The sequence below is a fragment of the Bradyrhizobium sp. NAS80.1 genome (assembly GCF_001908205.1).
Lineage (GTDB): Bacteria > Pseudomonadota > Alphaproteobacteria > Rhizobiales > Xanthobacteraceae > Bradyrhizobium.
The window spans coordinates 171,543-184,330 of the sequence record NZ_LGHL01000048.1 but is presented as its reverse complement, the minus strand read 5'-3'; the positions used below and the strand labels follow the sequence as shown (position 1 = coordinate 184,330).

General features: G+C 63.9%; 13 protein-coding genes. 10 read left to right on the top strand and 3 right to left on the bottom strand.

The genetic code is table 11. From position 1 onward, the window contains the following. Positions 1 to 2: 2 nt before the first annotated feature. The 6 genes from AC629_RS12830 (at position 3) to AC629_RS12805 (ending at position 6,097) form a co-directional block, all read left to right on the top strand. Positions 3 to 698, top strand: coding sequence for a class I SAM-dependent methyltransferase (locus tag AC629_RS12830; RefSeq protein WP_084805108.1), 696 nt, complete (start codon positions 3 to 5; stop codon positions 696 to 698). 48 nt (positions 699 to 746) lie between these two features. Continuing rightward, entirely contained in the window at positions 747 to 1,622 is an 876-nt protein-coding gene (locus AC629_RS12825) for an EamA family transporter (protein WP_084805107.1), read from the top strand. Between the two features lie 7 nt (positions 1,623 to 1,629). Beyond that, positions 1,630 to 2,232 (top strand): LysE family translocator, encoded by a 603-nt coding sequence (locus AC629_RS12820; RefSeq protein ID WP_084805106.1) that lies wholly within the window; start codon positions 1,630 to 1,632, stop codon positions 2,230 to 2,232. A 132-nt stretch (positions 2,233 to 2,364) separates the two neighbouring features. Continuing rightward, entirely contained in the window at positions 2,365 to 3,384 is a 1,020-nt protein-coding gene (gene ilvC / locus AC629_RS12815; RefSeq protein ID WP_084805105.1) for a ketol-acid reductoisomerase, read from the top strand. A gap of 584 nt (positions 3,385 to 3,968) precedes the next feature. Continuing rightward, on the top strand, positions 3,969 to 4,184 hold the full coding sequence (locus AC629_RS12810) for a hypothetical protein (RefSeq protein WP_245331832.1): 216 nt from the start codon (positions 3,969 to 3,971) through the stop codon (positions 4,182 to 4,184). Positions 4,185 to 4,384: 200 nt separating this feature from the next. Then, a complete protein-coding gene (locus AC629_RS12805) occupies positions 4,385 to 6,097 on the top strand; it encodes a sulfatase-like hydrolase/transferase (protein WP_084805104.1) in 1,713 nt (570 codons plus the stop codon). A gap of 155 nt (positions 6,098 to 6,252) precedes the next feature. Here the strand turns inward: AC629_RS12805 and AC629_RS12800 are convergent, their stop codons facing one another. Together AC629_RS12800 and AC629_RS12795 are read right to left on the bottom strand one after the other, a co-directional pair. Continuing rightward, positions 6,253 to 7,812: a glycine betaine ABC transporter substrate-binding protein gene (locus AC629_RS12800; protein WP_084805103.1), complete on the bottom strand. Its 1,560-nt coding sequence runs from the start codon at positions 7,810 to 7,812 to the stop codon at positions 6,253 to 6,255. Further along, positions 7,809 to 8,591 carry an ATP-binding cassette domain-containing protein gene (locus tag AC629_RS12795; protein ID WP_084805102.1) on the bottom strand — a complete coding sequence of 261 codons (783 nt, stop codon included), beginning with the start codon at positions 8,589 to 8,591 and terminating at the stop codon, positions 7,809 to 7,811. The genes AC629_RS12800 and AC629_RS12795 overlap by 4 nt, the downstream gene beginning before the upstream one ends. Before the next feature lie 134 nt (positions 8,592 to 8,725). On the opposite strand from AC629_RS12795, the gene AC629_RS12790 reads away from it, so the two are divergent. Continuing rightward, entirely contained in the window at positions 8,726 to 9,544 is an 819-nt protein-coding gene (locus tag AC629_RS12790) for an ABC transporter ATP-binding protein (RefSeq protein ID WP_084805101.1), read from the top strand. Continuing rightward, complete coding sequence (locus AC629_RS12785) at positions 9,544 to 10,332, top strand: ABC transporter permease (protein WP_084805100.1); 789 nt, start codon at positions 9,544 to 9,546, stop codon at positions 10,330 to 10,332. Before AC629_RS12790 ends, AC629_RS12785 begins: the two co-directional genes overlap by 1 nt. 48 nt (positions 10,333 to 10,380) lie before the next feature. Here AC629_RS12785 and AC629_RS12780 read toward each other — a convergent pair whose 3' ends face one another. Then, positions 10,381 to 10,830: a cupin domain-containing protein gene (locus AC629_RS12780; protein WP_084805099.1), complete on the bottom strand. Its 450-nt coding sequence runs from the start codon at positions 10,828 to 10,830 to the stop codon at positions 10,381 to 10,383. Between the two features lie 136 nt (positions 10,831 to 10,966). On the opposite strand from AC629_RS12780, the gene AC629_RS12775 reads away from it, so the two are divergent. Together AC629_RS12775 and AC629_RS12770 are read left to right on the top strand one after the other, a co-directional pair. Then, positions 10,967 to 11,992 carry an ABC transporter substrate-binding protein gene (locus AC629_RS12775; protein WP_084805098.1) on the top strand — a complete coding sequence of 342 codons (1,026 nt, stop codon included), beginning with the start codon at positions 10,967 to 10,969 and terminating at the stop codon, positions 11,990 to 11,992. A gap of 24 nt (positions 11,993 to 12,016) precedes the next feature. Continuing rightward, positions 12,017 to 12,721 (top strand): hypothetical protein, encoded by a 705-nt coding sequence (locus AC629_RS12770; protein ID WP_084805097.1) that lies wholly within the window; start codon positions 12,017 to 12,019, stop codon positions 12,719 to 12,721. Positions 12,722 to 12,788: the final 67 nt, after the last annotated feature.

The following is a 12,788-nucleotide window of genomic DNA, read 5'->3' as shown; positions in this document are numbered from 1 at the left end:
CGATGCTGGCGCGCGACTGGTACTATAACGAGCGGAACCGGATGGGGATCGAGCCCGCGGTGGCATCGATCTACGACAACCATGATGATGCCGATCTGCGGGCGCGCGCCGCGCTGAAAATGCTCGGGGTCCAGCGCGGCTGGCGCATCGCCGATATCGGCTGCGGCAACGGCGTGCTCGCCACGGAAGCTGCGCTGATGGGCGCCGAGGTCGACGCCATCGACATCTCGCCTGCAATGTTGGCGCTTGCTGAAATCTATGCCCGCGACCGCAAGGCGCCCGTGCGCACGCAATCAGCTGGCCTGCTCAGTTTCACCTACCGGCCGGAATCCTACGATCTGATCGTCAGCGAGTTCACGCTGCATCATCTGCCGGATTTCTGGAAGGCGGTGGCGATGTCGCGGATCTATCGCGCGCTCAAGCCGGGCGCGAGCTTCTATCTGCGCGACATCGTCTACGCGTCGATGCCTGATACCGTCGAGCGCGACGTCGAGCAATGGGCTGATTTCCAGATCAAGAACCACGATTTCTCGCGCGGGGGCGTGGTGACGCACATGCGCGACGAATATTCCACCTTCGGCTGGGTGATGGAGCGGATGCTGACCGACGTCGGCTTCACTCTGGTCTCGGCCGACTATCACGCACCGATGCACGGCACTTATCTGCTGCGGAAACCGAAAGCCGGCGAGCAAGGCTAGACCAGAACAACAACAGGGCTGCACGACAGGGCAGAACCGAGAACAACAATGAAGCCGGCCGATATCCTCATCGCCATCCTGGTGGCGGTCATCTGGGGGCTTGCCTTCGTGGCCAGCCGAATCGCACTCGACGAGTTCTCGCCGGAGCTGATGACGGCGATGCGCTTCATCATTGCAGCGCTGCCGTGCCTCTTCATTCCCAGGCCGAAGATAGCCTGGTCGCTTCTGATGGCGATCAGCTTCACGCTGTTTCTCGGCCAGTTCCTGTCACAGGCCTACGGCATCGCCCATGGCGTTCCGGTCGGGCTGACCAGCGTTGTCGTGCAGAGCCAGGCGCTATTCACCATCGGCTTTGCCGCAGTCGCATTCGGCGAGCGTCCGACGGCGATGCAGGCGCTCGGCATCGGTATCGCTGCGGCCGGCCTCCTGATGATTTGTGGCACGGTGGGCTATGATTTCAGCGTTGCGGCCTTCGCGGTGCTGATGATCTCGCCGATCAGTTTTGCGGTAGGCAACCTCCTGCTGCGCGGTGCCCGAGGCGCGCCGATGTTCGACCTGTTCGCCTGGCTGTGCCTCATCTCCGCGGTGCCGCTGTTTGCGCTTGCATTGGTCGTCAACGGGCCGGAGCCGACCTGGCATTCGTTGATCCATATGTCGCTCACCGGCCTCATCTGCCTGCTGGCGCTCGGCGTCGTCTCGACCAGCATTGCATATTGGCTCTGGGGTCGCCTTTTGCGTGACCATCCGGCCGCCCAGGTGGTGCCGTTCGCACTGCTGGTGCCGTTCGTCGGCTCGGCCGCTTCCAGCATCGTGTTCGGTGAAAGGTTCGGATTCCTAAGGCTCGCCGGCATGCTGACCGTGATCGGCGGTATTGCGGTGATGGTGCTGGCAAGGCGCTCGCAGCCGCTGGCGAAGACAGCGTGAGGTGAGCATGTCCCAGTCGCTGCTCTATGCCTTCATCATCTTCGCCCTCGTGATGTTCTTTACCCCGGGGCCGAACAACATCATGCTGCTGTCGTCGGGGCTCACTTACGGCTTCCGCCGTACTATCCCGCATATCGCCGGCATCACCATCGGCTTCGCCTTCATGGTCGGCGCCGTCGGCCTTGGGCTCGGCACGGTGTTCCTGGCCTATCCGATCCTTCAAACCATTCTGAAATATGCCGGCGCCGCCTACCTGATTTACCTGGCCGCTGCGATCGCGTTGTCCGGTCCGGCGAAGCCGGGCGAGGAGGGTGCCCGCGGCCCGATGACCTTCTGGGGCGCGGCCATGTTCCAATGGATCAACGCCAAGGGCTGGGTGATCGTAATCGGGACGATCACCGCCTATGCGGCGATCGCCCAGTTCCCCCTGAACATTGCGATCCAGACCCTGATCAGCCTGCTGGTGGGCACGGCCTCGACCGTGGTCTGGGCCTTCTTCGGCACTGCACTACGGCCGGTCCTGACCTCCGAGCGGCTGGTGCGCGCCTTCAATAAACTGATGGCGATCCTGCTCTTGGCATCGCTCTACCCTGTCTTCATGGATGCATGATGCCGCAGTTTTCCATGCAGAAACGGGTTTCCCAGGGGCCTGAAAATGCTCTAGACAGCCCCCGAAATCCGCAAATTTCACCGTCCGAGACCTGACCAACGGCCGATTCTGGCCCCTAACGAGGAAACGACTATGCGTGTTTATTACGATCGCGACGCCGACCTGAACCTGATCAAGGGCAAGAAGGTCGCCATCGTCGGCTATGGCAGCCAAGGCCACGCCCATGCGCTCAACCTGAAGGACTCCGGTGTCAAGGAAGTGGCGATTGCGCTGCGCAAGGGTTCGGCGTCGGCCAAGAAGGCGGAGAACGCCGGCTTCAAGGTGATGGAAGTCGCCGAAGCCGCCAAATGGGCCGACCTCGTGATGATGCTGACCCCGGACGAGCTCCAGGGCGACATCTACCGCGAGCACCTGCACGACAACATGAAGAAGGGCGCAGCGCTCGTCTTCGCGCACGGCCTCAACGTCCACTTCAACCTGCTCGACCCGCGCGCCGACCTCGATGTGCTGATGATTGCGCCGAAGGGCCCCGGCCACACCGTGCGCTCGGAGTATCAGCGCGGCGGCGGTGTGCCCTGCCTGATCGCAATCGCAAAGGACGTCTCGGGCAACGCCCATGACCTCGGTCTGTCCTACGCCTCGGCGATCGGCGGTGGCCGCGCCGGCATCATCGAGACCACCTTCAAGGAAGAGTGCGAGACCGACCTGTTCGGCGAGCAAGTCGTGCTCTGCGGCGGCCTGGTCGAGCTGATCAAGGGCGGCTACGAGACCCTGGTCGAAGCTGGCTACGCTCCGGAGATGGCCTATTTCGAGTGCCTGCACGAAGTGAAGCTGATCGTCGACCTGATCTATGAAGGCGGCATCGCCAACATGAACTACTCCATCTCCAACACCGCCGAGTACGGCGAGTACGTCACCGGTCCGCGCATCATCACCGACGAGACCAAGAAGGAAATGAAGCGGGTGCTCAACGACATCCAGTCCGGCAAGTTCTCGCGCGACTGGATGCTCGAGAACAAGGTCAACCAGACCTCGTTCAAGGCGACCCGCGCCAAGCTCGCCCAGCACCCGATCGAGGAAGTCGGCGCCAAGCTGCGCGACATGATGCCCTGGATCAAGAAGGGCGCGCTGGTCGACAAGTCGAAGAACTGAGCTTGCGTTCCCCGGATGCAGCGCGGCGCGGAGTGCTGCGCTGCTGATCCGGGGTCCATGCGGGTGAGATGGGTCCCGGCTCTGCGGTGCATCGCTTGGAAGACGCGCGTGAACGCGGCTTATGTGCGCTGCACCGCGTCCGGGACAAGAGAGCGAAAACACGAGCTTCGCTCGCCAAACCAGTTCTTAAACCTTCGCGGCTAAATTCGAGCGAGATCGCACACAGCGGTCTCGCTCATTTCATCTCGCGCGAAGCATTGCTGCTTCATTCAAATTCTTCTTCATTCAAATTCTTCGCGAGCTGAAGCGCAGCCTGAGCGCGAAGGACTGACGCTTAAACCACATTCTTGGTCTCGCGTCGATTTTCAGGATTTCCCGACGGCAAAACGCCAGCGTCTTCAGAGTCTAGGATTCCGCTCTTCATCCGCGTTCTCATCGAGCGAACCTTCTCGCGTCGCGACGCGCGCGTGCCGCTTCATCTTAAGAGCCCGCATTTGCTGTGCGTTCTTGACCGCTAGCTATTGCGCTTCGACGATCCGCCTGGTAGCGCGCGACAATGCCGAGCTGGTCGCGCTGACGGAGCAATGCTGACCGATGCGGCGGAGCAGGGGCTGCTGCGGCCGGCGGACCTGAAGCGCATCCAGATTGCCGGCCGCGCCCTGGTCTATGATTTTGCCCGGATGAATCTCGATGGTCATTTTCCGCGCTGGGGCGTGGAGGAGGGCGAGATCGACCGGACGGCGGAGGGGGTAATCGACCGGTTCATCGCAGGGATTGCGAAGCTGACCCGCGGCACCTGACCTGCCCGAAGGCGTGCGGCGCTTCGCCGCTCACTCTTAGGCGAAGGTCGGATCGCAGCGCGCGTTGCCTGTTCTTGACCGTTCCGTTACAGTTTTGTGACACGGTGCAGGTTTCCGGCTGTACCGGACGTCCTGGTCGTCTTGAGGCCGGCCAGGATGGCTAGGCATCACCGCGCCGGACCTAAAGTTGCGTGTCGTCGATGGCGTCCGCGCCCAATCCAGGTCCTTCTGCCACGACCGCCGTGCTGGCGAGCGTCGCCGCGCTCGGCATCTGGCGGCTGCTCGCGGTTGCGTCGCCGCATCTGGCAGCGCTCGCGCTGATGTACGAGACCGAGACCGATTTCGGCTCTCGGTTTTCCTTTGTGCTGGCCTGGGGCATCCTCAACTTCTTCTGGATCACGCTGTTGCGGCGGCCCGCGTTGTCGGGCGCGCTGTCGCTGACCATGGTCGTGGTCCTGGTGTTGCTGTCGCGGCTCAAGCACGACGTCGCGCAGATGACGGTCAACTTCATTGACCTGATGATGATCGACCGCGATACCGTCGCGTTCCTGTTTACGATCTTCCCGAACCTGCGCTGGTCAGTGATCCTGGCCGGCCTCGTCACGCTGCCGCTGATGTATGCGCTGTGGTGGCTCGATCCGTTCCGCATCCGCCGCCTGCCTGCGTTCGCCTGCAAGCTCGCTTGTCTTGCCGCGCTCGTCGGCTATTCGCTCTATCATCCCGACGAAGCCTGGCGCGGCTATTACGACGACGGCTATCTCTCGAAGTTCTTCCGCTCCGGCGTCACCGCGGTCTCTGACTTCGTGCAGTACGGCTTCATGGAATCTGCGGCCTCGACCAATGAGCGGCTCAACATGCCGCTGGTCGATGCCTGCCATCCGGCCGGCCGCCGGCCGAACATCATCATGATCCATGATGAATCGAGCTTCGACATCCGCGCCGCGCAGGGCATCAAGGTGCCCCCTGGCTATGGCAGTCACTTCAAGTCCTGGGACGGCAAGGAGCGCACGTTTCTGGCCGAGAGCAATGGCGGGCCGAGCTGGTTCACCGAATACAACGTGCTCGCGGGGCTTTCCTCGCGGTCGTTCGGCCGCTTCGCCTATTTCGTGACGCGCATCGCGTCCGGCCGCGTCGAGCGCGGATTGCCGCTGGCGCTGCGCCGCTGCGGCTATGACACAATGTCGCTCTATCCCGCCCATGGCGGCTTCATGGGCGCGCGCAGCTTTCAGATGACGACCGGAATCGAACGCTTCCTCGACTCGAAGGATCTCGGCGCCAAGGATGTCGAGCCCGATAGCTTCTTCTACGACAAGGCGCTTCGATTGATGGGGCAGCAGCCGCCGAACAAGCCGCTGTTCACCTTCATCTATCTCGGCGCCAATCATTTCCCCTGGGAGACGCGCTTCCGCCCCGATCTAGTGCCGAGCTGGCGCGCGCCGGGCAATCTACCGTCCATCGACGAGTATCTGCGCCGACAGGCGATGAGCGCCGAGCAGTACAAGGCTTTCGTCGCGGGCCTGAAGAAGCAATTTCCGGGTGAGCCTTTCCTGATCGTGCGCTATGGCGATCATCAGCCTGAGTTCGCGCCGGGCATCCTCGAGCCTGGGCTCGACGAAGGCGGCATCGGCAAGAAGCTCGACGCCTACGATCCGCGTCTCTACGCGACCTATTATGCGATCGACGCCATCAATTTCGAACCGGTGAAGAGCGACGCCGTGATGGACACCATCGACGGCCCCTATCTGCCGCTAGTCATCCAGGAAGCCGCCGGCATTCCGCTCGATCCGTCCTTCGCCGAGCAGAAGCAGATCATGCTCCGCTGCAAGGGCATCTTCTACGGCTGCAATGACGGCGCGGAAGCGCGGCGGCTGAACCGGCTGCTGATCACTGCGGGGATGATCAGGGGGCTTTAGCCTTTATCACCGTCATCCTGAGGTGCCGGAGCGTAGCGGAGGCTTCGAAGGATGAGCGGCCCGGCTGCATCGGGGCCATTCATCCTTCAAGGCTCCGCACGCGCCGCTTCGCAGCGCACGCGTCGCGCCTCAGGATGACGGGGCGTGCAGCGGACCTACCGCTTGCCCACCTTCTCCCACAGCCACCGCGCCACCGCATCCGGCGACGAATTCGCGTCGTTGCCGCTGGCGCGCAGGTTTGCCTCGCGCATGGTGGCGATGTCGATCTTGCCGAGCAGCGGCTTGAGCGCGGCCTGTAATCGCTCGTCACCGGCGCGCTTGGGGGCGAGCAGCAGGATCGCGTCGTAGGGCGGGATCGCGTGCCTGGGATCGTCGAGCGCAACGAGATCGTATTTCGCTATCAGCCCATCGCTGGTGTAGCCGGCGATCGCGTCGACCTCGCCGCTCGCGACCGCGGCGTACATGAAGTCCGGCTGCATCTGGCGCTGCGCGTGGAACGAAAGGCCATAGGCCTTTTGCAGCGCCGCCCATTCGGGCCGCGAGAAGAACTCGTAGTCGCCGGCGATCGACATCGTCGATGCGTGCGCGGCGAGATCGGCGATGCTGTGGATGCCAAGCGCCTCGGCGCGCTTCTTCGGCATCACCAGGGCATAGGCATTCTCGAAGCCGAGCTCACCGAGCAGGGTTATGTTCTCCTTCGCGAGTGCTGTCTTCAGCTCTGCCAATAACTCCGCACGTGGCTTGATGTCGGTGCGATGCAACTGGTTGGCCCAGAGCGTGCCGGAGTAATCGACATAGAGATCGATATCGCCCGCCTTCAGCGCCTCGAAAATCACGCTGGAGCCCAGGCCCGAGCGCGAAGTGGCAGAGAGCCCGGCCGCCTGAAGGCGGTCCCTCAGCAGGGCCGACAGCACATATTGCTCGGCAAAAGTCTTTGCGCCGACGACATAGCTCTGCGACGAGCGCCCCATCGTCGGCACCAGCGTTGCGGCGACCAGCGCCGCGATCCCGACCGCGCCGAGCCCGGTGCGCAGGCGGCTGCGGCGGCGCAAGCCGCCCTCGATCAGGCCAAGCAGCTGATCGACGGCGAGCGCCAGCAAGGCCGAGGCAAAGCAGCCGAATAGCACGAACACCCAGTTCTGGGTCTGGAGCCCGGCGAAGATGTAGTTGCCGAGGCTGGTCTGCCCGATCGGGGTCGAGAGCGTCGCGGTGCCGATCACCCACACCGCGGCGGTGCGGATGCCCGCCATCATCACTGGCAGGGCCAGCGGCAGCTCGACCATCACGAGCGACTGCTGCGGAGTCATCCCGACACCCTTGGCGGCTTCGATCAACGCGGGATCGATGCCGTTGAGGCCGGTGATGCCGTTGCGCAGCACCGGTAGCATCGAATAGAGCGCGAGCGCCAGCATGGCCGGCAGGAATCCGAAGGCGGAAAAGGAGGCGCCGAACCAGGCGAGTGTCACCGAGGCGGCGAGCAGCAGCAGCGGATAGAACAGCGCGAGCAGCGCCAGTCCCGGCACCGTCTGCACGATGCTGGCGAGCGCGAGCAGGATGGCGCGCGGCGCCGGGCGGTTGCGTGTCAGGATCGCGAGCGGCAGGCTGACGACGAGGCCAAGCGCGAGGGCGGCAAGACTGACCCGCACATGGTTGCCGAGATAATCCGCGAGATGCGACAGCGCCTCGCCCCAGCGTGGATCGGCGAACAAGCTCATACCGAACCACTCTGCGGCAGCAGCGCGTTCAGCCGCTCGACCTGGCGACGCGGCGTCCGCAATAGCTCGAGCACATAGGCCTCGCTGCTCTTCGACAGCTCCGCCGGCGTGCCCTGCGCGAGCATCTTTCCGCCGCGCATCACTGCGATGCGGTCGGCAAGCAAGATCGCCTCCGTCATGTCGTGCGTGATCATCACCGTGGTCAGGCCAAGCTTGCGATGCAGCGAACGGTAGTCGTCGCCGAGCGCGTCGCGGGTGAGCGGATCGAGCGCGCCGAACGGCTCGTCCATCAGCACGATCCGGGGCTTTGCCGCAAGCGCACGCGCCACGCCGACGCGCTGGCGCTGGCCGCCCGAGAGCGCTTCCGGAAGCCGGTCACGGTGCGCCGTTCCATCTAGCTGCACGAGATCGAGCAATTCGCCGACCCGCGCGGCGATGTCCGCGGCCGCCACGCCGAGCAGTTTTGGTGTGATCCCGATATTGTCCGCGACGCTTAAGTGCGGAAACAGCCCGCCGCTCTGGAAGACGTAGCCGATCCGGCGCCGCAGCGCGACCGGATCGACGCTTCGGACATCCTCGCCCTCGACCGTGATGCTGCCGCCGTTGGCCTCGATCAGCCGATTGGCGAGCCGCAGCAGCGTGGTCTTGCCCGATCCCGAGCCCCCCACGATGGCCACAAACTCGCCTTCGGCGATGTCAAGCGACACGTCATCGACGGCCTTGAGGGGACCGAAGCGCTTGGTGACGTGGGTGTAGCCAATCATCGGCCTGGAGGGCATCGGGCGGGGTTCTTTTGTTTACCCTCCAGGGAGGGTGAAGGGGATGACGAGACCCATGCGTACCACGCTTGGCCGGTTGATTGAACTTGGCGGCGCGAGCGGCTAAGGCATCAAGCCAGGTTCGGAGGGAACATATGTCAACGCCCACGGCAGTGGCGCTGGAAGATGCCAAGGTCGCGTTCCGGCTGGGGGACGGGCGCGTCTACACGGCGGTGGAGAAGGCCCATCTGACGGTCGCGCAGGGCGAGTTCGTCGCCATTGTCGGCCCGACCGGCTGCGGGAAATCGACGTTGCTCAACGTCGCGGCCGGGCTGCTGAAGCCGGCCGACGGCAGCGTCAAGATTTTCGACCGGCCGCTCGCGGGGTTGAACCGGGACGCCGGCTACCTGTTCCAGGCCGATGCGCTGTTCCCCTGGAAGACCGCGCTCGACAATGTCGCGATCGGGCTCGAGATCAGGGGCACGCCGCGGGCCGAGGCGCTGCCGCGGGCGCAGAAATGGCTGACGTCCGTCGGCCTCGGCGCCTTCGCCAATCGCTATCCGCACATGCTCTCGGGCGGCCAGCGCAAGCGCGTGGCGCTGGCGCAGGTCTTGATCCGAGATCCCAAAATCCTCCTGATGGACGAGCCGTTCGGGCCGCTCGATGCGCAGACGCGCCAGGTGATGGGTAATCTGCTGCTCGATCTCTGGAACGCCGACCGCAAGGCGGTGCTGTTCGTCACGCACGATCTCGAAGAGGCAATCGCGCTTGCCGACCGCGTCGTCATCATGTCGGCGGGGCCGTCCTCGCGCATCATCGGCGACTGGCGCGTGACGCTGCCGCGCCCGCGCGACATCTTCGAGGTGAGGCTGGACAAGGAGTTCCATGCGCTCCATCGCGAGATCTGGAGCGTGCTCAAGGACGAGGTGATGAAGGGTTACGCGCAGTCCACCCAGGCGGTGGAGGCGGTGTGATGTCGCGTGTCACGCTGTTAGCACTGCAAGTGCTGGTCGCCGTCGTCTGCATCGTGCTCTGGCAGTTCTTTTCGACCGTGCCGGTGTTCGGCAAGATCCTGCTGCCGCCGTTCTTCTTCTCTAACCCCGTCGATGTGTTCAGCCAGATCGTGAAGTGGTTTGCGACCGGCGTGATCTGGAAGCATCTCGCGATCACGCTCTGGGAATCCATCCTCGCCTTCGTGATCGGCTCGGTCGGCGGCGTCCTGGTTGGCTTCTGGTTTGCGCGGCAGCCGCGGGTCGCGGCGGTGTTCGACCCCTATGTGAAGATGGCCAACGCGTTGCCGCGCGTCGTGCTGGCGCCGATCTTCGCGCTGTGGCTTGGCCTCGGCATCTGGTCCAAGGTCGCGCTCGGCGTGACGCTGGTGTTCTTCATCGTGTTCTTCAACGTCTATCAGGGCGTCAAGGAGGTCAGCCGCACCGTGCTCGACAATGGCCGCATGCTCGGCATGAGCGAGCGGCAGCTGATGCAGCACGTGTACTGGCCGTCGGCGCTGTCCTGGATGTTTTCCTCGCTGCACACGTCAGTCGGCTTCGCCGTGGTCGGCGCGGTCGTCGGCGAGTATCTGGGATCGGCGGCAGGGCTCGGTTATCTGATCCAGCAGGCCGAAGGCGTATTCGACGTTGCCGGCGTGTTTGCCGGCATGTTCGTGCTGTCGGCCTTCGTGATCCTGATCGACTTTGGCGTCACGCTGGTCGAGCGTCGCCTCCTGGTGTGGCGGCCGACCGCATCGGATGGGCGCGGCTAGTTGCTAGGCGGGGCCCGCGCATCGGCGCGAGCCCCGGATAGCGAAGGCTTAATCCAGCAGCTTGACGTCGTCAGGCGCCTGCGGCGGCGTCTTGATCGCGATCGCCTTGACCTGTCCGCTGATCGGCTTGGTGCCGCCATGCGGCGTGCCCTTTGGAATGATGACGAGGTCGCCCGGCTTTACCGTCACTTCCTTGTCGCCGAGCCAGATCGTTCCGGTCCCGTCGAGGATATACTGGATCTCGTTGGTGTTGGGATGCAGGTGCTTGGGGACATTGCCGACCTGGATTGACACGGTGGCACCGTCGGCGGTCATGAAGGTCTTGGAGCGGTAGCCGACCTTGTTGGCGGGGCCCAGCGCATCGCCTTCCATCTCACCGGTGTGAATGATCTGCGCGGTGATGCTCTCGGCGGCGAGCGCCGGCCCGAGCAGGTAGGTCGCGCCGCATCCGGCGACAAAGGCGGCGGCGGTCGACAGCCCGGCAGCAAGGCGATTCATGAACGATCCTCCTATCAAGGGTTGTTGTTGTTCGCGCATGCTATTGCGCCGAAAGTCCGATGACCAGAGCCTTAGGCCGTGCTTCTCAAGCCAGCCGTGCTGCTCTATGGTGCCGCCGGCCGAACGGAGGAAACCAATGAAGAACACGATTGCCAGGCTCGCCGGCGCGTTGCTCGCGCTGACGCTCACCACGGGTCTTGCCGCGGCGCAAAGCAAGGTCACCATCGCGGTCGGCGGCGGCGCCTGCCTGTGCTATCTGCCGACGGTGCTGGCAAAGCAGCTCGGCGAGTACGAAAAGGCCGGTCTCAATGTCGAGCTCGTGGACCTCAAGGGCGGCTCGGACGCGCTCAAGGCCGTGCTCGGCGGCAGTGCCGACGTGGTCTCCGGCTATTTCGACCATTGCGTCAACCTCGCGGCCAAGAAGCAGGAGCTCCAGGCCTTCGTGGTCTATGACCGCTATCCCGGTCTCGTGCTGGTAGTCGCTCCGTCGCGGACCAATGACATCAAGTCGATCAAGGACCTCGCCGGCAAGAAGGTCGGCGTCAGCGCGCCTGGCTCTTCCACCGACTTCTTCCTAAAGTATCTCCTCAAGAAGAACGGGCTCGATCCCGCCGGCACCGCCGTGATCGGCGTCGGCCTCGGCGCCACCGCGGTCGCCGCGATGGAGCAGGGGCAGCTCGACGCGGCCGTGATGCTCGATCCCTCGGTCACCGTGCTCCAGGGCAGCCACAAGGATTTGCGCATCCTCAGCGACACCCGCACCCAAAAGGACACGCTCGAGACCTTCGGCGGCGAATATCCTGGCGGCGCCCTGTACTCGACCGCGGCCTGGGTTTCAGGCCACGAGAAGGAAACGCAGGCGCTCACCAATGCGATGCTGAGCACGCTTGCCTGGATCCATTCGCATTCGCCCGAAGAGATCATGGCGAAGATGCCCGACGAGATGGTCGGCAAGAACAAGGATCTCTATCTCGCCGCGTTGAAGAACACGATCCCGATGTTCTCCGAAACCGGCAAGATGGACCCGAAGGGCGCGGACGCAGTGCTCGCGGTGTTCAGCGTCGGCTCGCCAGAGGTGGCCAACGCCAAGATCGACGTCAGCAAGACCTTCACCAACAAGTTCGCCGACCAGGCCAAGAAGACCACGGGGAACGCCAAATAACTGACGCGAAGGTAGTCAGGCGTCATGACGTCACCGGTCATTCATCGCGTCACGACGCTTGATCTTGCGGTACGCCCGATCGTCTGGCCGTTCGCGGAGGAACGGCGTGCGGAGATCGAAGCGCATTTCGCCGAGAAGCAACGGGAGCGGCCGAAGATATGGAACGGCCGCGTTCTGCTCGGGCGCGACGCCGTGTTCACGGACGGCCATCTCTCAGCGACCTATTTCGAGACCGATTTCGCGAGCTTCCTTGCCTGGCGCGACTGGGGCTTTCCTGATCCGGCCGTGTTCAACGGCTTCGGCATGGGCGCGCTGCGCACCTCCGACGGCGCCTTCGTCATGGGCGAGATGGCGCAGCACACCGCTAACGCGGGCCGCATCTATTTCCCTTCGGGCACGCCGGACCTCGACGACGTCAGGGACGGCACACTCGATATCCCCGGCAGCGTCGTGCGCGAGATCGGGGAGGAGACCGGCCTGACCACGGCCGACTACCGGGCCGAGCCGGATTGGCACTGTGTTGTCACCGGTCCGTCGATTGCAATGATGCAGGTCCTCAACCTGGATATGCCGGGCGAGGTGGCCCGTGCCCGGATAGAAGCCAATCTCGCCCGCGAGGCCGAGCCTGAGCTGTCGGCCATTCATCTCGTGCGCGGGATGAGCGATCTCACGCCGTCCATGCCGCGATTTGTCACGGCCTTCGTCGAGCGGCAGTTCGCTTCGCGCTGATGCGCGAGGCTTGACATCGCATCGCCCAGCCCATGTGATGGGCAAAAAGAAAAACCAAAAAGAATGC

Coding starts and splice junctions, on each gene's coding strand:
- AC629_RS12830 (WP_084805108.1), top strand. CDS start 3: ATGCTGGCGCGCGACTGGTACTATAACGAGCGGAACCGGATGGGGATC.
- AC629_RS12825 (WP_084805107.1), top strand. CDS start 747: ATGAAGCCGGCCGATATCCTCATCGCCATCCTGGTGGCGGTCATCTGG.
- AC629_RS12820 (WP_084805106.1), top strand. CDS start 1,630: ATGTCCCAGTCGCTGCTCTATGCCTTCATCATCTTCGCCCTCGTGATG.
- ilvC (WP_084805105.1), top strand. CDS start 2,365: ATGCGTGTTTATTACGATCGCGACGCCGACCTGAACCTGATCAAGGGC.
- AC629_RS12810 (WP_245331832.1), top strand. CDS start 3,969: ATGCTGACCGATGCGGCGGAGCAGGGGCTGCTGCGGCCGGCGGACCTG.
- AC629_RS12805 (WP_084805104.1), top strand. CDS start 4,385: ATGGCGTCCGCGCCCAATCCAGGTCCTTCTGCCACGACCGCCGTGCTG.
- AC629_RS12800 (WP_084805103.1), bottom strand. CDS start 7,812: ATGAGCTTGTTCGCCGATCCACGCTGGGGCGAGGCGCTGTCGCATCTC.
- AC629_RS12795 (WP_084805102.1), bottom strand. CDS start 8,591: ATGCCCTCCAGGCCGATGATTGGCTACACCCACGTCACCAAGCGCTTC.
- AC629_RS12790 (WP_084805101.1), top strand. CDS start 8,726: ATGTCAACGCCCACGGCAGTGGCGCTGGAAGATGCCAAGGTCGCGTTC.
- AC629_RS12785 (WP_084805100.1), top strand. CDS start 9,544: ATGTCGCGTGTCACGCTGTTAGCACTGCAAGTGCTGGTCGCCGTCGTC.
- AC629_RS12780 (WP_084805099.1), bottom strand. CDS start 10,830: ATGAATCGCCTTGCTGCCGGGCTGTCGACCGCCGCCGCCTTTGTCGCC.
- AC629_RS12775 (WP_084805098.1), top strand. CDS start 10,967: ATGAAGAACACGATTGCCAGGCTCGCCGGCGCGTTGCTCGCGCTGACG.
- AC629_RS12770 (WP_084805097.1), top strand. CDS start 12,017: ATGACGTCACCGGTCATTCATCGCGTCACGACGCTTGATCTTGCGGTA.